Here is a 19587-nt window from a genome sequence, read left to right on the forward strand (position 1 = left end):
ATAATACATTGTATGTCATTGTCAGATTACTGGGAAAATGTTTGTTTTTATGTGGGCTAGAGAATAGAAGACATGAATCTTTTAAAGAATATAAAAAGCTCGCAGAGGCGAGCTTTTTATTAATATACAGATGTATTATCCGCTGATACATTTTCAAGAATTTCTTTTACGCGGCCTAAGAACTTACCGCAAATCAAGCCATCAAGTACGCGGTGGTCAAGTGATAGACATAGGTTAACCATATCACGCGCACCAAACATACCGTTATCCATAATCACTGGACGTTTTACAATAGACTCTACTTGTAAAATAGCAGCTTGTGGGTGGTTAATAATGCCCATAGATTGAACAGAACCAAATGATCCTGTGTTATTAATTGTGAAGGTACCACCTTGCATTTCGTCCGCTTTTAATGATTTTGTACGGACTTTTCCTGCAAGCTCTGTAATTTCACGAGCGATTCCTTTAATTGTTTTTTCATCTGCTTGTTTAATAACTGGTACAAATAATTCATCTTCCGTTGCAACCGCGATAGAAAGGTTGATATCTTTCTTCTGAACGATTTTATCACCAGCCCACATTGAGTTAATTTGCGGGTATTCTTTTAAAGCTTGTGCAACTGCTTTTACGAAGAATGCAAAGAATGTTAAGTTGAAACCTTCACGTTTTTTGAATTCACCTTTGATTGAGTTACGATATGACACAAGATTCGTCACATCTACTTCAATCATCATCCAAGCATGAGGTGCTTCATGCTTACTACGTAACATATTTGCAGCAATTGCTTTACGCACACCTGTTACCGGAATTTCGATATCGCCAGGTACTGTCGGTACAGAAACTGGTTTTACCGCTTCTGTTTTTGGTGCTGCCGTTGCTGGTACAGCTGGTTTCGACGCTTCCTGAGGTGCCTGCATAGATACAACTGCTTCCTCTTTCTTCGCACCTGCTTGTGGAATATTTCCAGATTCCACTAATTTTAAAATATCTTTACGTGTAATACGGCCATTTGCTCCCGTACCTTCCACTAAATTCAAATCAATATTATGCTCGCCTGCAAGTTTTAATACAGCTGGTGAAAAACGTGGTTTTCCATCAGTCGGTTGCTTCACTTTTGGTGCTTTTTCAGATGAAGCCACTGCTGTTGTTGGTTCCTCTTTTGTTTTCTCTTCTACAGCGGTCGCAGCTACTTCATCTGCGCCTTCTACTTGAATCACACAAACGATTTCACCTACAGCAAGTGTATCGCCTTCAGCAGCGACTAATTCCTTTACAATTCCAGTGAAAGAAGATGGTACTTCTGCATTCACTTTATCCGTCATTACTTCTGCAAGCGGATCATATTTATTTACGTGATCGCCAACATTTACGAGCCATTTACTAATTGTACCCTCTGTAACGCTCTCCCCGAGCTGAGGCATTGTAATATTTTCTACAGCCATGTATAGTCCCCCCGATTAAAATTCCGCAAGTTCACGCATTGCTTTTTCCACTTTATCTGGATTTACCATAAAGAATTTTTCCATTGTTGGTGCATATGGCATTGCTGGAACGTCTGGGCCTGCAAGACGTGCAATTGGTGCATCTAAATCGAATAAGCAATTTTCAGCGATAATAGCTGCTACTTCACTCATGATGCTTCCTTCTTTATTATCTTCTGTTACAAGAAGAACCTTACCTGTTTTTGAAGCTGCTTCAATAATTGCTTCTTTATCTAATGGATACACAGTACGTAAGTCAAGAATGTGTGCAGAAATGCCATCTTGTGCTAACTTTTCAGCTGCTTGAAGAGCAAAGTGAACACATAATCCGTATGTGATAACAGTAATATCATCACCTTCACGTTTTACATCTGCTTTTCCAATTGGTAATACGTAGTCATCTTCCGGCACTTCACCTTTAATAAGACGATATGCACGTTTATGTTCAAAGAATAGCACTGGATCTTCATCACGAATTGCTGCTTTTAATAATCCTTTTGCATCATACGGTGTTGAAGGAATAACAATTTTTAAACCAGGTTGATTTGCAAATAATGCTTCTACTGATTGTGAATGATATAAAGCACCGTGAACACCACCACCAAATGGTGCACGCACAGTGATTGGACAAGTCCAGTCGTTATTAGAACGGTAACGAATTTTCGCTGCTTCAGAAACAATTTGGTTCACTGCTGGCATAATAAAATCAGCAAATTGCATTTCAGCAATTGGACGCATGCCATACATCGCTGCTCCGATTGCTACCCCTGCAATTGCAGATTCTGCAAGTGGTGTATCAAGCGCACGGTCTTCACCAAATTGATCATATAATCCAGTCGTCGCTTTAAATACGCCACCTTTTTTACCAACGTCTTCTCCTAATACAAATACTTTCTCATCGCGTTCCATTTCCTCGCGCATTGCTAATGTAATCGCGTCAATATAAGACATTACAGCCATGAAACGTTCCCCCCTATTCTGCGTATACGTGCTTCAATGCATCTTCAGGTGCTGCATACGGAGCATTTTCTGCATATTCTGTTGCTTCATTTACGATATGCATAATTTCGTCTAACATTTGTTTTTCAGATTCCTCTGTTAACACGCCAATTTCTTTTAAATAAGCGGCAAATGTAAAGATTGAATCTTTTTTCTTCGCTTCTTCTACTTCTTCTTTATCACGATATACACGATCATCGTCATCACTAGAGTGTGCTGTTAAACGATATGATACTGTTTCAATTAAAGTTGGACCTTCTCCTCGGCGACCACGATCAGCTGCTTCTTTTACAGCTTTATATACTGCAAGTGGATCATTTCCGTCTACTGTGTATCCTGGCATACCGTAACCAATTGCACGATCTGATACATTCTTACATGCTAATTGCTTTTCAACAGGAATAGAAATTGCATATTTGTTATTCTCACACATGAAAATAACAGGCAATTTGTGTACGCCAGCAAAGTTCGCACCTTCGTGGAAGTCACCTTGGTTAGAAGAACCTTCACCGAATGTTACAAACGTTACTAAATCTTTCTTTTCCATCTTTCCAGCTAACGCAATACCAACCGCATGTGGTACTTGCGTTGTAACTGGTGATGAACCTGTCACAATACGATTTTTCTTCTGACCGAAGTGACCAGGCATTTGACGGCCACCTGAGTTTGGATCTCCCGCTTTTGCAAATCCAGAAAGCATAAGCTCTTCTGCCGTCATACCGAACGCTAATACTACACCCATATCACGATAGTATGGCAACACGTAATCTTTCTCACGATCAAGTGCAAATGCTGCTCCAACTTGGGCAGCTTCTTGTCCTTGACAAGAAATTACAAATGGAATTTTCCCTGCGCGGTTTAATAACCACATACGTTCGTCAATTTTACGTGCAAGCAACATCGTACGATACATTTCTAATACTTGCTCATCACTTAAGCCAAGTTCTTCATGGCGTTTTTCTTTTACTTCTGCCATTTTTCATAACCTCCTAAATCCACATTTTTATGCGTGTAACGCTCTCCCATCTACCGCTAATGCAGCTTCACCAATCGCTTCTGATAATGATGGATGTGGATGAATTGTATGTGCCACTTCCCAAGGTGTTGCATCCAGCACTCTTGCAAGACCTGCCTCAGAAATCATATCTGTTACATGTGGGCCAATCATATGGACACCAAGAATATCATTTGTTTCTTCATCAACTACAAGTTTCACAAAACCATCTGATTCTCCATATACAAGTGCTTTTCCGATTGCACGGAATGAGAACTTACCTACTTTTAACTTATAGCCTTTTTCTTTTGCTTCTTGTTCGGTTAAACCAACAGAAGCTACTTCTGGACTACTATATACACATTTCGATACCATAGAGTAATCAATTGGCATAACTTCTTTTCCAGCAATATGCTCCACTGCAACAATACCTTCATGAGAAGCAACGTGTGCAAGTTGTAAGCCGCCAATTACATCACCAATTGCGTAAATATGTGATTCTTTCGTTTGATAAAACTCATTTGTTTGAATGTATCCTTTTTCCACAATAATATCTGTATTCTCTAAACCGATATTTTGCGTATTTGCTTGTCTTCCGACAGATACAAGCATTTTTTCTGCTTTAAACTCTTTATTTTCACCATTATGCTCTGCTTGAATCGTTACCCCATTATCTTTTACCAATGTTTTTGGTAATACTTTCGCACCTGTCACCACTTTAATACCTTTTTTCTTCAAGAGACGTTGCATCTCTTTTGAAACATCTTGATCTTCCAGTGGTAAAACATGTTTTGCGTATTCTAATACAGTAACTTCTACACCGAAGTCAGCAAGCATCGATGCCCATTCAATTCCTATTACACCGCCGCCGACAATAATAATAGAATTAGGAAGCACTTCCATTTTTAAAGCATGATCCGAAGACATAACATATTCCCCATCTAATTCTAATCCTGGTAATGAATTAGGACGAGAACCTGTCGCAATCAGAACATTTTTTGGAATAAGCATTTCATTCTCTTCTCCACTTGCAAGCTCAACTGAAATTGTACCTGGCATTGGAGAGAAGATAGATGGTCCAAGAATTCGGCCGATACCTTCAAACACATCAATTTTACCTTGCTTCATTAAATGTTGAACGCCTTTATGAAGCTGAGTTACAATTTTTTCTTTACGCTCTTGCACTTTTGCGAAATTTAATTCCACATTACTTGCTACAACGCCAAACTCTTCTCCCTTTTTTGCAGTTGCATATACTTCTGCACTACGCAAAAGAGCTTTACTAGGAATACAACCTTTGTGTAAACAAGTGCCGCCAAGATTATCTTTTTCAACAAGCGCTGTTTTTAACCCTAATTGTGATGCACGAATAGCAGCAACATATCCACCTGTACCGCCGCCAACGATGACTAAATCATATTCTTTTGCCATTCTCTCAACCCCTAGCTACCGTTTCTTTTTCTCGTACAACATACTCTTTTGGAGCTTCTTCTTCTCGCAATATACGAAGTGCTCCTTCTGCTAATGCTTGTAATTCATCTTCTCCAGGATGCACAATGACATCTGCAATCCAATGCACACGCTCTTTTATTTCATCAACAAGAATCTTACTATACGCAAGTCCTCCCGTTAAAATGATAGCATCTATTTTCCCATGAAGAACAGTACTAGCTCCACCGATTTCTTTAGCGACTTGATATGCCATTGCTTTATAAATAAGAGTCGCCTCAGGATCGCCTTTCTCAACCATGTTTTCGACCTTAATTGCGTCGTTTGTACCAATGAGACTCACTAATCCACCTTGTCCAACAATCTTTTTCATCATTTCATCGCGGTAATAATCACCAGAGAAACACATTTCTATTAATTGACCAACTGGTACTGTTCCAGCACGCTCTGGACTAAATGGACCTTCTCCATTTAAACCATTATTTACATCAATGACTTTTCCATTTTTATGAGCACCAACTGTAATTCCGCCGCCCATATGGGCAATTAATAGATTTAAATCTTCATATTTGTGGCCTAGTTCTACTGCAACTTTACGCGCCACCGCTTTTTGGTTTAACGCATGAAAGATACTTTTTCGCTCCATACCCGAAATTCCGCTAATGCGAGCGATTGGCTCCATTTCATCCACAACAACTGGATCGACAATGAATGCTGGAATATTTAATCCAGAAGCAATTTCATACGCCAAAATACCTCCAAGGTTTGAAGCGTGATGGCCACTAAATCCATTTTTTAAATCTTCTAACATTGCTTCGTTCACTGTATACGTGCCGCCTTCAATCGGACGAAGTAATCCTCCGCGTCCGCAAACAGCATTTAATTTTGAAATATTGATGCCATGAGAATGTAGAACTTCCAAAATTGTTTCTTTTCGAAATTCATATTGATCAATAATTCGTTTGTATTTCCCAATTTTTTCTTCATCATGACGAATAGTTTCTTCTAAAACAGGCCTCTCGTTATCAAAAACACCTATTTTTGTGGATGTACTACCCGGATTAATAACAAGAATTCGATTTAAGGACAATGTTGCTACCTCCACCTATAAATTCAAAAGGCAGTGGAAACCTCATAAGAGGTAACCACAGCTTTTGTAGAAGTTGTATATGAAAGGATTAGCGACGGCTAATAATGTCATGACCGTTGCGTAAGTACGTGCTGCGAGTATTTTTTAAGCTTGCAATACGTTCTTCAGCTAGACGATCTGCTGCCACATAAGTTGGTACACCATCACGTTTTGAAATTTCAATTACTTTTGCAATTGTGTCATAAATAGACTCTACGCGTTTTAGTGCACGTTCTCTATTGTATCCATATAATTCATCCGCTACGTTAATTACGCCGCCTGCATTAATTACATAGTCTGGTGCGTATACAATACCCATTTCATGGATTGTATCACCGTGACGATCTTCTTTTAATTGGTTATTTGCAGAACCTGCGATTACTTTTGCTTTAAATTGTGGAATTGTTTCATCATTGATTGTTGCACCTAATGCACATGGTGCATAAATATCACACTCTACACCGTAAATTTCATTTGGCTCAACTGCTGTTGCACCGAATTCTTCTACTGCACGTTGTACCGCTTCTTTATTAATGTCTGTAACAATTAATTGTGCACCTTCAGCGTGTAAATGTTTACATAAGTGATACGCTACGTTACCAACACCTTGAACAGCAATTACTTTACCTTCTAAGCTATCTGTACCAAATGCTTCTTTTGCTGCTGCTTTCATACCACGGTAAACACCATATGCAGTTACTGGAGATGGGTTACCAGAAGAACCGAATGAAGGTGAAATACCTGTTACAAAGTCAGTTTCCTCATGGATAATATCCATATCATCAACTGTTGTACCAACATCTTCTGCAGTAATATAGCGACCGTTTAAACCTTGAATATAGCGTCCTAGTGCTCGGAACATTGCCTCGCTTTTATCTTTACGTGGATCGCCGATAATAACTGTTTTTGCACCACCTAGGTTTAAACCAGCTGCTGCATTTTTATATGTCATCCCTTTTGCAAGACGCAATGCATCTTCAATCGCCGCTTCTTCAGAATCATATGTCCACATTCTTGTTCCGCCAAGGGCTGGTCCAAGCGTTGTATCATGAATTGCAATGATTGCTTTTAATCCAGATTCTTTATCTTGACAAAATACTACTTGCTCATAATCATATTTTTCTAAGTATTCGAAGATTTCTAATGTCATTGTCATTTCCCCCTAATTGTTTTACCCTTTTGGTTTATTTAGAAGCAGTCGCAACTGCTAAAGCTAATGAATATACTTTTGTTTCTGCTGAATCAGCACGAGATGTTAACACAATCGGTGCCTTCGCGCCTGCAATCATCGCTCCTACATTTGCATTTGCAAAATAGACGAGTGATTTATATAGCACGTTTCCAGCTTCAATCGTTGGGACGAGTAAAATGTCTGCCTTACCTGCTACATCACTTACTATGCCTTTATGCTCTGCTGCAATTTGTGATACAGCATTATCTAAAGCAAGCGGCCCATCAACAATACAATCTTTAATTTGTCCGCGGCGATTCATTTGTGTTAACATCGCTGCATCAATTGTTGCTTGCATTGCTGGATTAATAACTTCTACCGCTGCAATCGGAGCTACTTTTGGCAATTCAATTCCTATTGCCCGGGCAACTTCCACAGTATTTTGTATAATGGCAGCTTTTTGTCCTACATCAGGTGCAATATTCATCGCTGCATCTGTGACAAAAATAAAGCGATCATAATTTGGAACTTCAAACGCTGCAACATGTGAAAGTACACCGCCCTTACGAAGCCCCCACTCTTTATTTAACACTGCTTTTAAAATACTTGCTGTTGGGATGTTCCCTTTCATAAGTACATCCGCTTCACCATTTCTTACAGCTTTAACAGAAAGTTCCGCAGCTTCGCTACTTGATGTTGCCGCAATCACTTGGATATGTTCTGAAGCTTGTAAGTCATGCTCTTGTAGCATACCCATAATTTTTTCTTGATTTCCATATAGACGAAATTGAGCTAACTGTAATTGAATTGCTTTCGCTACTGCTTCAATTACTTCATGATCTTCAGCTACTGCTACAGCCACAGTTTTATTCGGCTGTCCTGCTACTCGATCAATTAGTTGTTTTAACTTCATATTTTGTAATCAACCCTTTCCGTCGTCCCTCGTCTATTCTAATAAGCAAATACCGTGCCAACTTTTCAAAGTGGTCATACCAATTATGAAAACGCATACAAAACACAATAAAATCAGTACTTTATAAAGCTGTGGAATATTCTGTCTTAAATTGTCACCTTTTGTATACCATGCAATAAATTGCATGGTACGCAATTTATTGCATGCTATTTTTTGCACAATCAAACTTCTCTAACTTGTAATATAAATTTCGAACCGAAATCCCTAAAGCTTTTGCTGTTTTTGTTTTATTCCCTTCAAATTTCTCTAAATATTCATGAATGATATTCCCTTCAAATTCTGTGACCAAATGATCCAGAGATTTTTCTTCTAATTCTGGTAGTAAACTGCTTACTTTTAAATCCATCTGATCTTCTTTATGTAAAGGAGGTAAATGATGTACATCAATATACACTTCGTTATAATTCATAAAAATAATAGCCCGCCCCAAAATATTCTCAAGTTCCCTAACATTTCCCGGCCAATCATACGATTGCAAGTACTCAATCGCAGATTTCGTTAATCCTTCTACATTACGACCGTAATCTTGGTTAATTTTTTGAATCAATCGTTCTGATATAACAGCAATATCCTCTTTCCGTTGACGAAGAGATGGAATTTGAATCGGAATTTTATTTAGGCGATAATATAAGTCTTCTCGAAATTCCCCTTTCAAAATCGCTTTTTCTAAATTTACATGTGTCGCTGCAATAACTCGGACGTTAATAGGAATTGCTTTCGTTCCCCCTACTTTTACAATTTCTTTCTCTTGTAGTACACGTAGTAACTTCGCTTGCGTACTGGCAGATAACTCACCAATCTCATCTAAAAAAATGCTCCCATTGTTCGCTTCCTCAAAGAATCCGCGTTTACCGCCTCTTCTCGCGCCAGAAAACGCACCTTCTTCATAACCGAATAATTCACTTTCTAATAAATTTTCAGAGATAGCAGCACAGTTTACCCGAACAAACTTATTGTATTTTCGATTGCTCCCATTATGAATAGCGTGCGCAAATAACTCTTTACCAGTCCCTGACTCTCCGCGAAGCAATACTGTCGCTGGTGTATTCGCTCCGAGCTTCGCTTGTTCTATTGCCGCCATCGTTTCATCAGATGTTCCTACAATATCATCAAAAGAATATTTCGCTTCTAGCGTCCGAATAATTTGTCGCGCCCGATTTAATTCATGCGTTAACTTCCGAATTTCTGACACATCACGAATAACACCAACACTTCCCTTCAATATGCCATCCACAATAACCGGCGCGACATTTACAATAACATCACGTTTTTTCTGACCAATTTTCATATGAATTCCTCGCACTGCCCTACGCGTCCGAAGTACTTTCATATGCATGCTTTCACCCTCTACGATATCAGTCGTCGCAGGTTTCCCAATAATGTCATCCTCTGAAAGACCAGTTAATTTCGTGTAAGCAGGGTTTATAACAAGACCTCTTCCCTTCTCATCTACAACAGAAATCGCTTCCTCAGACGAATGAATAATCGCTTCCAGTAAAGTTTGAATTTCTTTTAGATCCGTAACTTCTTCTGCTAAATCTACAACTTCCGTAATATCTTTAAAGATTGCAAACGCCCCTTGAACCTCTCCATCTTCTTTTAAGATAGGAATCCGCGTTGTAATAATCTTCTTTCCATTATCCAATGTAAGTTCCTGATTTATTTCCACTTGCTTCGTTCGCACAATCCGAAGTAACTTACTCGTTGGAATAACTTCTAAAATATATTTCCCTATTGCTTCTCCTGTTTTATAGCCCGTCATTCGCGCTGCACTTTTATTAAACAACTTTATAGTTCCATCTTTATCAACAACAATCATACCGTCATGTGTAGAATTTAAGATTAAATCTCCTTGCTGCGTTTGTTCTTTCAGCTTTTCAATTAAATCTTCTTTCTCATACGCCAATTTCGTAACAATTTTCGCAATATCCCCTGGTATAAGAAGTGTATTTTCATGTTTTTTCGCTAAGAGAACTTTATGTAAATGATAATCACCCGTCATATCAAACATCACATCAAGATTTGCTTCAAGAAACGGCGTTATATCATCTCCAGTTACAATATTTTGTTCTTTTGCAAGCTGCAATCCCTCTGCCTTTGGGTTTATATCAATTATCCCTATAATTTTAAATATATTTGAACTTTGCAACAAACTAAGAAGCGCACTTCCACCTTCGCCCGCCCCAATAATTAATACCTTTTGTTTCATACATTGCACTTCCTCTCGAAGTATCTCTGCAAATTTTTTCACACCTTTATCTTACTCGTTCAGCAACTTCTTGACAAATCACCTTTCCATATCACATCATTTAATATATACAAAATTATCTGAAAAGGAGCGTTATCTATGCAGCGTTACCTTGCCCTTCTACTAGCACTTATTCCTATTTCATTAGCCGTGCTAGGTATCAAATTAATGAGAGATACTGTATTCGGCATTCTTTTCTCTCCAATCCCTGTATTATGGCTACAATTTTTGATTGGTGCATTCTGCTTTGCAATCGGTTTTTATATCTTTGGGGGCTTCGTTTTACATCGTGATCGGAAACGAAATAAAGTACAAGCCCGATTCAAAAGATAAAAAACAAAAAAATGAGGCCTCTCTTATGAAAGGTCTCATTTTTTTACTTGTAATAACGCTCTAGCTGTTTCCGGGTAATCAGTAATAATAGCTGATATATTCATATCAAAATACTTACGTATAACTGTTTCATCATTAATTGTATACGGCCGGACATCCACTCCGCACTCCATTGTTAGTTCTGCAATTGCATCTTGAAGATAGCGATAGTTCGGATGAACCCCAGTAGCCCCCATTTTTTGCGCATATGCCCACGGGCTATGTAACCCTTCTCGATATAAAATGGCTGTCTGAATATCTGGCGCCATCATATGGCACTTTTTCATACTATAATGATTAAACGAAGAGAAAATCACTCGTTCTTCCAAATTAAACTTCCGCACAAGAGTAATCACTTCTTCTTCTAAACCTCGATATGGAATTTTATTATTTTTTAATTCAATATTGAGCAATAATTGATTGGACTGTAACCACTCCAACACTTCTTCTAATAAAGGAATATGGCAAAAGCCTACTTTTTCACCAAACTTATAACTCGCATCTAACTTCCGCAAATCTTCATACAAATAATTCCGGACCTCACCTTTTCCATTTGTTGTCCGGTTAACCGTTTCATCATGAATCACAACAATTTTTCCATCCTTCGTTAATTGAACATCTAATTCAATCCCGTCTGCTTGAAAAGATTCCGCAGCTTCGAATGAAATCATTGTATTTTCCGGATACGTCCCCGCCGCACCGCGGTGTGCAAATATAAGAGTCATCCTCACTCCCCCATTCTTATGCTATACTATACGAAAAAGGAGGTACTTCTATGAGACCATTACAAATTTCTCCGGACACTGCAATTCGCCTATCAAAAGCTCTAGGTGTTCCACTTGAACAGCTTATGCATATGCCACAACATATTTTAATTCAAAAATTAGTTGAATTAGAAAAAAAAAATAAAGATGAAGAATAATATAGTCCTGTTTTGCAGGGCTTTTTATTATCCTCAATTTATTCCCTTTTTAATTCATTTTATCACTGAACAATTTCACTTAAATTGGCAATGTTAAAGCCAGTAAGATATTCTCTCCATACTCCTTTTTCTATTTTCTAAAAAGATACCTCTCTTTCCCCTCTTATTTCCAGAAAAACACAATAAAAACCTCCTACCTATCAGATTAAACTCTTCAATCCAATAAATAAAAGGTTTTAAAATTAGCTATCAATTCAATTACGTATGTACTTTATTGCCTGCATACGTAATTCGTTGACTATTGCATTTTGGTATGAAATACGCTTAACACTCTGCTATATCAACATTTACGAAGCCTTATGTTCAAGCCTTAACTTATCCGCAACCATTGCAATGAATTCGGAATTCGTAGGTTTTGCTTTTGACATGGATACCGTATAGAGCTTTGACATATTAACGTTTTCAAGCAATTTATCTTTTACGTTCTTTCGGTAGTTTATCGGCTTACAGCTTTATACTTTATAGGTTAGCTTTCTCTACCCGTTAAAAACAGTTTAACTTCCTATTAATTATGAGTCAATATATATATATTCAAAACTTCACACAAAGCACTCTCTTAAGACTTTCTCAAATTCTCTCTCTTCTTTAAATGTTATAATTACCAATATAAGCAAAAAGGAGGAAGAGGGATGAGCTACGGAAATAAAGATGATAACACATCAAATTTAAAGGTTGAAACTATTGGGAAGTTGAATACTGATAAGCTGGCGGAAGGGCTTGTGAAGATTTTGAGGAGAGACATGTTAAACGGTAAAATAGATTCAAATAATTACACTAAACCTTCAAAGGCTGAGAATCCAAAGGATAAAAAGGAGTGAAAAGAATCCTTCACTCCTTGAACTTATCTTAACGTTTGTAAAGCATCCTAATGTCACTTCACCACTTCAAGATGATCCGTAATGCTAGCTAACACCAAAGCAATTACTCCTAAAGCAACAGCCATAAGAATATCGTCTTGCATGAAGCCTATCAGTAATGTTACGATTGAAATAGAATACAGTGTGATTTTCATTTTTGAAAGTCTCCTTTTTCTAGAGTCGATTTCTTGGCGGGAGCGACTCTCTTTTTTATTTTTATAAATCTCCTAATAAACTCCAAAATGACATCAACCTTTGTAACTCTTATAATTTGCATGGAAGTACCGAATTTCTTCCAGAGTAAAACTTTTTGCAATCCCCACCAATCGAGTCTTACATTTCTCCAAATCGCTGTAGAAATCAGATAACCTACTGGTAATAATCTCCATTTGAATTTCATCTTCAGACTCAATAGTTAATTCGTTGTATGCAGCTTCAAAGTCCTTAATTTTGTCCCCCAAGTTATCTACCAAGTTAAGTAAAGACATATAAAGTCCGCCCTGCTTGTTAATTCCATTAAAAGTATCAATTCCTGCTAATTTCATGTTAAATTCCTCCAATAAGTTTTTATATTGCTTCCCTATAAAAGTCTCGAGACTTTTTAGATAAAATTTTGAAGCCCTTTACTCACTGGGCTTCTTTTTTGTTTCATCCACAAGTTTCTCTCGAGGTTTTCGAGGAGTTAGTGGCTTCCCGTTCTCTACAAGTTCTAATACTTCCGCTATCAGTTCTCTACGTCTAGGAGACTCTATCCCCTTCAGACATGAATGCAAACGTGCTAGCTGATCAGCATCCGATTCAGAGACTTGAAACAGGCTAGCTATATACTCTCTACGACTCTGTTTCTTTCGGGTGATTGCGTCACTCATACTGTGCCACCCCCTGTAATTAAAGATTATCATAAAGTCTCGAGACTTTTCAAGTACTAATTTGACATTCCATTAAAAATTTTCCCTTTCCATTCAAACAAAAGAAAACCCTGTAAGGCAATCTTACAGGGTACATCTTGATTATTATGCTTTTAGGTTTAATAAATCTGTGTATCAATCTCTTGAATTTCTTCTTTGAGTTCTTGAATCCTAGAGGCGACGTTTATAATATTTTCATCAGAGTATATCCCGTTAAGCTGCTTAATATGCTGTGTAATTCCAGCATCATAACTTTCTGCCCCTTCATAGTACTTCCACCAATCAGCATCAAACCGTGGACTTTCAGGATCGTTACTTGGGCGTGTAATGTATGCATCAAAGATTTCCATTGGCTGACCTTCACCAAAAATTTCAGTTTGGTAATACTCATCCGAACGGCTGACACTCGGTAGATCGTTCGCACGCATTCTCTTGTAGGTTATTTCGTCAGAGGATTTAATTTCATGAGCAAGGAATGATTTAGGTTGCCCAACGTCTTCGATGTAATTTGCCAAAGGTGTGATACGATGGACACGTCCCCCTGCATTGGTGGAAATAATACATGGAACACCATCCACTTTACGATAAAACTCTCGATTCTTATGCTCAGGTACTCCGACTGCGAGTTCTCCGTATAGTTTTTCAAGCCCTTGCAACTTTGTTACCTTTTCAGCCTTTGTTTCTTTCAAATCGTTCATGTATTTCTCGGCATCGTTGATTAATTTACGCCCTAGTGGTGAACGTAATAATGATTCCATACCGATATTTGTCATAAATAATCATTCCTTTTCATTTTTATTTGTTTGGTAAGCTGAGCACTCTAGTTTAACTAGCAAGTAACAGTCCACCTCGTTTGCCTTACAAGTCTATATACACTCCCGTCAGACAATCTCCACGGAATCTGAAGAAAACCTTTGAAATATATTTCTGAAGGTTTATATTTTTACACCTTGGATATCTACATACAATCCTGTAAAGTATCTAAAGAGCGTTCACAATGAGTTTGAGCAGACAAAGTATTTACTTCTAAATCATCTGCAACACTCTCTAACGCCTTAAGGAATCTTTCCTCTCCCGATGTTTTAGGGACAGCTTTAGCTATAATACTGCGGATTCTTGCTACCAAGTGATGTATTACTTTGATATCTTCATGGCATTGAATAGTATCATTGAAAGAGATTTGTCGAGGGGAATATGCGTCTGGTATCTCCGGATAGTTACTTTTCTGAGTTTGCTTGAGGAGTAAATCACATTTAATCTTAAGGGGGTTATTTGGGGAGAATTTTTCAAACTTCATTCTATGTATCCGTATCCTTTCACAAATTTGTATTCAATAAGATTTATTTAACCTCTTCATGGTCTATAGTTATAAGGTCTCCGCCTTCATCAAAGCCTTCGATATCAACGACTATTTGTGTTTCTTTTAAAGTTACATCCAATCTTGAGTTTCCATCATGTAAAATGCCGTGGAATTTAGCAAGTGTTTCAAGGGCTGCTCGTCTTTCCTTGATTGGGGCTGTCAATGGAACTATCTTTGATCTTTTCATATCATAGAATTCTTCTCTCTCTTCGCCACGAGCAATTGAGGTCAATCTTTGGAGGACTTCTGAATAGCTTGCTACATCAACAAATGAATTCTGATTACAAATGGCTGCGAATAATGCTCGGACATTTGGATTGTTCAATAGTTTATAGCCGTACTGCTTTGAGTAGCCAACAGCTTCAGCTGCTTTCCCAGACTTATTAACTCCATGTTTCACTAGCTCGTAACAGAACTGAATCTGTCGTGTATTTAGGGAATCTAATAACTCTCGAGGGATTTCTGCTGAATCAACTAAAGGTGGAGTCAATTCAGTGTTTCCTGGTTTACTCATTAAAATCACCTCTGTTTTCTTGAGACAATAAAACCTCATTCAACAATTCATGATAACGTTTATAAACTTTCTCGATTGTTTCTCTTGAGGGATTCCTGTAGACTTTCGTGAGGATCTTATCAATGATTTCCGCTGATTTTTCATAGGTGCATTGCCCTTCTGTGACTCGTCGGAACTGCGTAGTATGTAGACCAGCTTGCTCACAGACTTCCTTGATATTAGAATCTGCTAGATAAGTAGTGGTAAGGATAAAGATTAATTCCTTTTTAAATTTTCTGTTTGATTTGATGGGATAATGCATATAGTGATCTTTCCTTTCTGGGGATTTATATCTTTTGTAGGAGAGGCTTTTGTGGTTTGAATGTACATTTTAGATAAATATAAAGCTATCTGAAGCGCTCAATTACTTCACTGATAGCGTTTGTCGTGTACATTCAGGGAACTGAAACACTCAGAAACATTCTAACTACTCAGGTGTGTGATGTAAGCAAGTGACCCTCCTAAGTTTTCCGCGCTTAAGAGGGGCTTGCCTTACAATAGAATGGATTTTGGATCTAAAGTAGATAGGTCACAGAGATGACCCGAAGAGATGGATTTTCTAAAAGAATTTAATACAGGAGTTTTATTGATATGAGAAGGATATTACGAAAGAAAAGGGCGAAACAGTTTTCGCGTAACATTGAAATTGAGCACGTGGGTAGGCGGTTCCCTTTCTCAATCTCTACTGATATTTTAACATGAAACTACACTATTTGTCAATCAAAATCACAAGAAACTATTTACTTTTAAACGTTTTTGTGGTATTTAAATACCTCATATTTTAGTAATTTGTCAAGTTAATAGACATAAAAAATAGACCATCCTTGTAGGTCTTCATTTGAGCATAACTATCATGTCATCATCCGTCAAAGTTAATTTAGTCTATCTAGCAGCTAAATCGTTTAAGTGTGAGGCATGGCTGACGCATTCTTATGTTTTTATCTTTTCTTCTTAAGATTCTTTTTATCTTTACGTATTCTTTTTCTTATCCGTTCGTACTTCTTTATAGATATGTATATACTTACGGATACATTCATTTATGTATTTACTTATATATTAGTGATTGCATTTATGTAATCACAATGTTTTAAGTTCTTGTACTCACTATCGTTCGTACTAACTAGTTATCTTTAGCTTTAACGCTCATACTTTAAGTTAATTGTCCTCGCTATTTGAATCAGCGAAGCAAAATCCTCTAAAGTTATTCTTAAATGCATTATACAGAAAATAGACAGAAATGTCAAGAAAACAACCTTATTGTTCACAAATTAGTCACATTTATATAGAGTTTGACACTTCATAGGAAATTGCCAACTTCAAAACTATCAAACTTCCTAGCCCTAAACTAAATAACGTTTATATAACGGTCACGGAATACTACTTTGAAGCCCTGAAACATATAAGTGAAAATCTCTAGAGCTTCCCGAACTTCACTTTTGAGAACTACATATAAGCTGGTCACTAGGAGCCTTGGTGGTAAAATTTTAGAGTACCCCCCATCCCCACGAGCCCTCCGTCGGGATTCTTTTTCACTTCGACAAGAAGGACACATTGAATCGTCTCCTTTTATTCTTCTATTCGATTATATTTCTCTTTTCGATGAGCGACGAAAAAACTTTCTACCAATCATCAAAGAAAGATTCATTGGTATAGGGACACACAGAAGGGTGTGGACGTTGAGCTTACACTCTCTTGGCGCATGTTCTTCCATAGCAATAAGGGCACTGTGTGGTGTTGTGTATCATCAATAGCATTCTTATAATTATATACTCATGTTCGGATCGCTTTCTCTACAGCATCACCAAAACAACTATCACACCATATGATACACACTATCTCTCACATAGTATATAGCATTGAGTGATAGTCACCAGCTCATACACTTATATTCTAGCCCTCTAGCTTAGCTATTTAGAGTAGCCTTTCCATCTGGTATAGATTGCCCTACTAGCCTACTCACCTGAGCATATATATAAGCTATTAACCCCATCTACTTAGAGAGTAGCATTCTCTCCTATATAAACTTTGTGCCATTAAGCTCCTACCAATCAGATCAATCTTCTGAGGTGTTCCTTTTCTATCAAGGGAACTTAATGTTTGTGATTCATTGCACATACAGTATACATAATAAAGGCTATCGGAAGTCATTAAAGTGAAGGTGTTGATTTGATAAGGTTTCTCTTGCTAGTCAATACTTTTTAAGCAAGTTTCCGTATAGTTTACGGATGCATAAAAGACGCTGTTTCTATGCAGATACTATATATAGTATCTGAGTGTGGCTTTTACTTCTAAGCTTTAAAGATATCCAGCATTATTCCGCATGGGATTTGCATAAAAATAGTAGCTATATAGATATTTCCCGAGACTATTCCCTGACATTAGCTGGATATTCCTTAATAAAGGGAGAGTATACTATTCAGAGGTCGATACTCTACTAAGCATAATCCAATGTGCCACTCATCACACCAGAAGCAACTACAAAGCTTACAGCTTCAACGGATGTAGAGATCACAGAAGATTATGTATATCATTTAAAGATGATCATGAGTATTTACATTTAGGAAAAGTATACTAAAAGTCAGACCCAATCGATTTGAGATACTTCGAAGTATAACAACCACTGAGTTTGACTTTTATAAGTAAATGGCTCAGAAACCTCCAAAATTCCATATATACTTTGATTACTTCCGTATTCAGGGAATTATCCTACTCTCCAGTAATCGTTCCATTCAACTAACTTCTGATTCCTGTAAAAATAGAGACTCCTCGTATTTAGTCAATTCTTGTTCTAAAGCATTCCCTACATTGTTAACTGCCACTAATATTTCTCCGATACATCCCGTAATATTCTCTTGCAAATCATCTGTTGGGTGAAATGTCCCAGTATGAATATAACTAGTTAGCAAAGCATCGTTGGTTCTTATATTTCCCAAGTTTTCTTTAACAGGGAAATATATTTCACGATTGACACTTAAAGACTCTTTAATCATCTTATCACTAAATTGATCAAAATCATTCATTCCATCCCGATCTAAATACTCCACTAACTCATTAAGCCTTTCTGTATTCCCGTATTCCGAAATCGTTTTAACAGTTCCTTCCAACATATTAATTCGGAGTTTATACTCTTCAGTTAACTTTATCATTATATGTATAGAACGAACTTTTTGCGGCTTAGAATCTTCTAACTCTTTTTCTTTTTGAAGCTCAATTGTGTGCCTAACCCCTCGCAAAGTAAGGAGACCAGAAATCACTCCCCCTCCTAATCCAGCTATAAGGGTAGCGGCATTTGTAACAGCCTGCCCTCCAAGCGTAGTCACTGCAAATAAAGCACTCCCTATAATTCCTCCACTAACTCCATATAAAACGCTTATCTTATTACTCTTAATTTTCATGTTTATCTCTCCCACACCTTATCTTTTACGAACTTTAAAATAGTTGCGAATCAAAAAACGGCTAGTAATTTCTACTCAGCCGTTTGTCTTTTTAATTTCTTTAATTGCTAGTTACCCTGAAAGCAACTTTCTTGTATTTTTTCTAATAAATTATGCTATAATGTAAACAGATAGTTAACCCCAAAAAAATTGCGACTTCCCTATTTTATCAAAATTCAGATATTTTGTAAACAAAAAAACGGAAGGTTTTTGTATAATGGAGTTAACAATATGCATAAACTAAAAAGACAGAAGTTTCTCAGGCTCCTGTCTTCAATAACCCATCACTATTTGTGGTGAATAGATGGTGTGGTTAAATCATCAATATGTTATTTTTCATTGCGGGAATCATCCTTATCTTTCTCAGGGAATAGGATGATTTTCGCTTTTTTATATAGGTAATTTCCAACTAAAGTTCCCGTTTTGACCCCAACAACACTGATTAAGCCTTTTGCGAACCCAACCAAAAATACTGTACCTAACATTCCGAACATAATATCACCTCCTCTCCCGAAAAATGGAAAGAGAGATGAAAAACCACAAAATCTACAATAGTGTGCTAGAGTTACTTTTTGATACCAATTCATATTATGTAAATTCTTGGTGTATTCAATATATATTGTATTACGTTTCAAAACAAGACACAAGATATATGTATAAAATCTTTCTTTTTTTAA

At 37.3% G+C, this 19587-nt stretch carries 19 protein-coding genes and 1 pseudogene; 3 read left to right on the forward strand and 17 right to left on the reverse strand.

Features of this window, described 5'->3' with window-relative positions:
• Positions 1-119: 119 nt before the first annotated feature.
• The 8 genes from V7183_RS18610 to V7183_RS18645 all read right to left on the reverse strand — a co-directional run bounded on the left by V7183_RS18610 (position 120) and on the right by V7183_RS18645 (position 10405).
• Positions 120-1442, reverse strand: a complete 1323-nt coding sequence (locus tag V7183_RS18610; protein WP_335360422.1) for a dihydrolipoamide acetyltransferase family protein — start codon at positions 1440-1442, stop codon at positions 120-122.
• Positions 1443-1457: 15 nt separating this feature from the next.
• Positions 1458-2441 carry a 3-methyl-2-oxobutanoate dehydrogenase subunit beta gene (bfmBAB, locus tag V7183_RS18615; protein WP_097896812.1) on the reverse strand — a complete coding sequence of 328 codons (984 nt, stop codon included), beginning with the start codon at positions 2439-2441 and terminating at the stop codon, positions 1458-1460.
• Positions 2442-2454: 13 nt separating this feature from the next.
• Positions 2455-3456 carry a 3-methyl-2-oxobutanoate dehydrogenase subunit alpha gene (gene bfmBAA / locus V7183_RS18620; protein WP_097896813.1) on the reverse strand — a complete coding sequence of 334 codons (1002 nt, stop codon included), beginning with the start codon at positions 3454-3456 and terminating at the stop codon, positions 2455-2457.
• Between the two features lie 27 nt (positions 3457-3483).
• Positions 3484-4905, reverse strand: a complete 1422-nt coding sequence (gene lpdA, locus V7183_RS18625) for a dihydrolipoyl dehydrogenase (RefSeq protein ID WP_335360423.1) — start codon at positions 4903-4905, stop codon at positions 3484-3486.
• 4 nt (positions 4906-4909) lie between these two features.
• Positions 4910-6013 (reverse strand): butyrate kinase, encoded by a 1104-nt coding sequence (gene buk / locus V7183_RS18630; protein ID WP_097896815.1) that lies wholly within the window; start codon positions 6011-6013, stop codon positions 4910-4912.
• A gap of 88 nt (positions 6014-6101) precedes the next feature.
• A complete protein-coding gene (locus V7183_RS18635) occupies positions 6102-7202 on the reverse strand; it encodes a leucine dehydrogenase (RefSeq protein ID WP_335360424.1) in 1101 nt (366 codons plus the stop codon).
• A 34-nt stretch (positions 7203-7236) separates the two neighbouring features.
• Positions 7237-8136, reverse strand: coding sequence for a phosphate butyryltransferase (yqiS, locus tag V7183_RS18640; RefSeq protein ID WP_097896817.1), 900 nt, complete (start codon positions 8134-8136; stop codon positions 7237-7239).
• 196 nt (positions 8137-8332) lie between these two features.
• Positions 8333-10405, reverse strand: coding sequence for a sigma-54-dependent Fis family transcriptional regulator (locus tag V7183_RS18645; protein ID WP_335360425.1), 2073 nt, complete (start codon positions 10403-10405; stop codon positions 8333-8335).
• A 138-nt stretch (positions 10406-10543) separates the two neighbouring features.
• Here V7183_RS18645 and V7183_RS18650 point away from each other — a divergent pair, with 138 nt between their 5' ends.
• Positions 10544-10777 carry a DUF2627 domain-containing protein gene (locus V7183_RS18650; protein WP_097896819.1) on the forward strand — a complete coding sequence of 78 codons (234 nt, stop codon included), beginning with the start codon at positions 10544-10546 and terminating at the stop codon, positions 10775-10777.
• Positions 10778-10812: 35 nt separating this feature from the next.
• Here V7183_RS18650 and V7183_RS18655 read toward each other — a convergent pair whose 3' ends face one another.
• On the reverse strand, positions 10813-11541 hold the full coding sequence (locus tag V7183_RS18655) for a glycerophosphodiester phosphodiesterase (protein WP_097896820.1): 729 nt from the start codon (positions 11539-11541) through the stop codon (positions 10813-10815).
• A gap of 50 nt (positions 11542-11591) precedes the next feature.
• Here V7183_RS18655 and V7183_RS18660 point away from each other — a divergent pair, with 50 nt between their 5' ends.
• On the forward strand, positions 11592-11738 hold the full coding sequence (locus tag V7183_RS18660; protein ID WP_335360426.1) for a YycC family protein: 147 nt from the start codon (positions 11592-11594) through the stop codon (positions 11736-11738).
• A 347-nt stretch (positions 11739-12085) separates the two neighbouring features.
• Here V7183_RS18660 and V7183_RS18665 read toward each other — a convergent pair.
• Positions 12086-12178: pseudogene (locus tag V7183_RS18665) on the reverse strand (sporulation transcription factor Spo0A); the annotation flags it as partial.
• 249 nt (positions 12179-12427) lie between these two features.
• Between V7183_RS18665 and V7183_RS18670 the strand changes: the two are divergent.
• Complete coding sequence (locus V7183_RS18670) at positions 12428-12616, forward strand: hypothetical protein (RefSeq protein WP_335360427.1); 189 nt, start codon at positions 12428-12430, stop codon at positions 12614-12616.
• Between the two features lie 53 nt (positions 12617-12669).
• On the opposite strand, the gene V7183_RS18675 is transcribed toward V7183_RS18670, so the two are convergent.
• From V7183_RS18675 to V7183_RS18705, 7 genes are all read right to left on the reverse strand, one after another.
• Positions 12670-12810, reverse strand: a complete 141-nt coding sequence (locus V7183_RS18675) for a hypothetical protein (RefSeq protein ID WP_335360428.1) — start codon at positions 12808-12810, stop codon at positions 12670-12672.
• A 93-nt stretch (positions 12811-12903) separates the two neighbouring features.
• Positions 12904-13200 (reverse strand): hypothetical protein, encoded by a 297-nt coding sequence (locus tag V7183_RS18680; RefSeq protein ID WP_335360429.1) that lies wholly within the window; start codon positions 13198-13200, stop codon positions 12904-12906.
• 482 nt (positions 13201-13682) lie between these two features.
• On the reverse strand, positions 13683-14336 hold the full coding sequence (locus V7183_RS18685; protein ID WP_335360430.1) for a hypothetical protein: 654 nt from the start codon (positions 14334-14336) through the stop codon (positions 13683-13685).
• 185 nt (positions 14337-14521) lie between these two features.
• Entirely contained in the window at positions 14522-14860 is a 339-nt protein-coding gene (locus tag V7183_RS18690; protein WP_335360431.1) for a hypothetical protein, read from the reverse strand.
• Positions 14861-14903: 43 nt separating this feature from the next.
• Positions 14904-15437 carry a terminase small subunit gene (locus V7183_RS18695; protein ID WP_335360432.1) on the reverse strand — a complete coding sequence of 178 codons (534 nt, stop codon included), beginning with the start codon at positions 15435-15437 and terminating at the stop codon, positions 14904-14906.
• A 2768-nt stretch (positions 15438-18205) separates the two neighbouring features.
• Positions 18206-18871 carry a hypothetical protein gene (locus V7183_RS18700; RefSeq protein ID WP_335360433.1) on the reverse strand — a complete coding sequence of 222 codons (666 nt, stop codon included), beginning with the start codon at positions 18869-18871 and terminating at the stop codon, positions 18206-18208.
• 368 nt (positions 18872-19239) lie between these two features.
• Positions 19240-19587 (reverse strand): hypothetical protein (locus tag V7183_RS18705; protein ID WP_335360434.1); only part of this gene is annotated, 348 nt, incomplete at its 5' end.

It is taken from the genome of Bacillus sp. JJ1127 (genome assembly GCF_036965845.1).
Taxonomy (GTDB): Bacteria; Bacillota; Bacilli; order Bacillales; family Bacillaceae_G; genus Bacillus_A.

Bases quoted from the DNA above. Each gene is read 5' to 3' on its own strand.
- V7183_RS18610 (WP_335360422.1), bottom strand. From the start codon at position 1,442: ATGGCTGTAGAAAATATTACAATGCCTCAGCTCGGGGAGAGCGTTACA.
- bfmBAB (WP_097896812.1), bottom strand. From the start codon at position 2,441: ATGGCTGTAATGTCTTATATTGACGCGATTACATTAGCAATGCGCGAG.
- bfmBAA (WP_097896813.1), bottom strand. From the start codon at position 3,456: ATGGCAGAAGTAAAAGAAAAACGCCATGAAGAACTTGGCTTAAGTGAT.
- lpdA (WP_335360423.1), bottom strand. From the start codon at position 4,905: ATGGCAAAAGAATATGATTTAGTCATCGTTGGCGGCGGTACAGGTGGA.
- V7183_RS18635 (WP_335360424.1), bottom strand. From the start codon at position 7,202: ATGACATTAGAAATCTTCGAATACTTAGAAAAATATGATTATGAGCAA.
- yqiS (WP_097896817.1), bottom strand. From the start codon at position 8,136: ATGAAGTTAAAACAACTAATTGATCGAGTAGCAGGACAGCCGAATAAA.
- V7183_RS18645 (WP_335360425.1), bottom strand. From the start codon at position 10,405: ATGAAACAAAAGGTATTAATTATTGGGGCGGGCGAAGGTGGAAGTGCG.
- V7183_RS18650 (WP_097896819.1), top strand. From the start codon at position 10,544: ATGCAGCGTTACCTTGCCCTTCTACTAGCACTTATTCCTATTTCATTA.
- V7183_RS18655 (WP_097896820.1), bottom strand. From the start codon at position 11,541: ATGACTCTTATATTTGCACACCGCGGTGCGGCGGGGACGTATCCGGAA.
- V7183_RS18660 (WP_335360426.1), top strand. From the start codon at position 11,592: ATGAGACCATTACAAATTTCTCCGGACACTGCAATTCGCCTATCAAAA.
- V7183_RS18670 (WP_335360427.1), top strand. From the start codon at position 12,428: ATGAGCTACGGAAATAAAGATGATAACACATCAAATTTAAAGGTTGAA.
- V7183_RS18675 (WP_335360428.1), bottom strand. From the start codon at position 12,810: ATGAAAATCACACTGTATTCTATTTCAATCGTAACATTACTGATAGGC.
- V7183_RS18680 (WP_335360429.1), bottom strand. From the start codon at position 13,200: ATGAAATTAGCAGGAATTGATACTTTTAATGGAATTAACAAGCAGGGC.
- V7183_RS18685 (WP_335360430.1), bottom strand. From the start codon at position 14,336: ATGACAAATATCGGTATGGAATCATTATTACGTTCACCACTAGGGCGT.
- V7183_RS18690 (WP_335360431.1), bottom strand. From the start codon at position 14,860: ATGAAGTTTGAAAAATTCTCCCCAAATAACCCCCTTAAGATTAAATGT.
- V7183_RS18695 (WP_335360432.1), bottom strand. From the start codon at position 15,437: ATGAGTAAACCAGGAAACACTGAATTGACTCCACCTTTAGTTGATTCA.
- V7183_RS18700 (WP_335360433.1), bottom strand. From the start codon at position 18,871: ATGAAAATTAAGAGTAATAAGATAAGCGTTTTATATGGAGTTAGTGGA.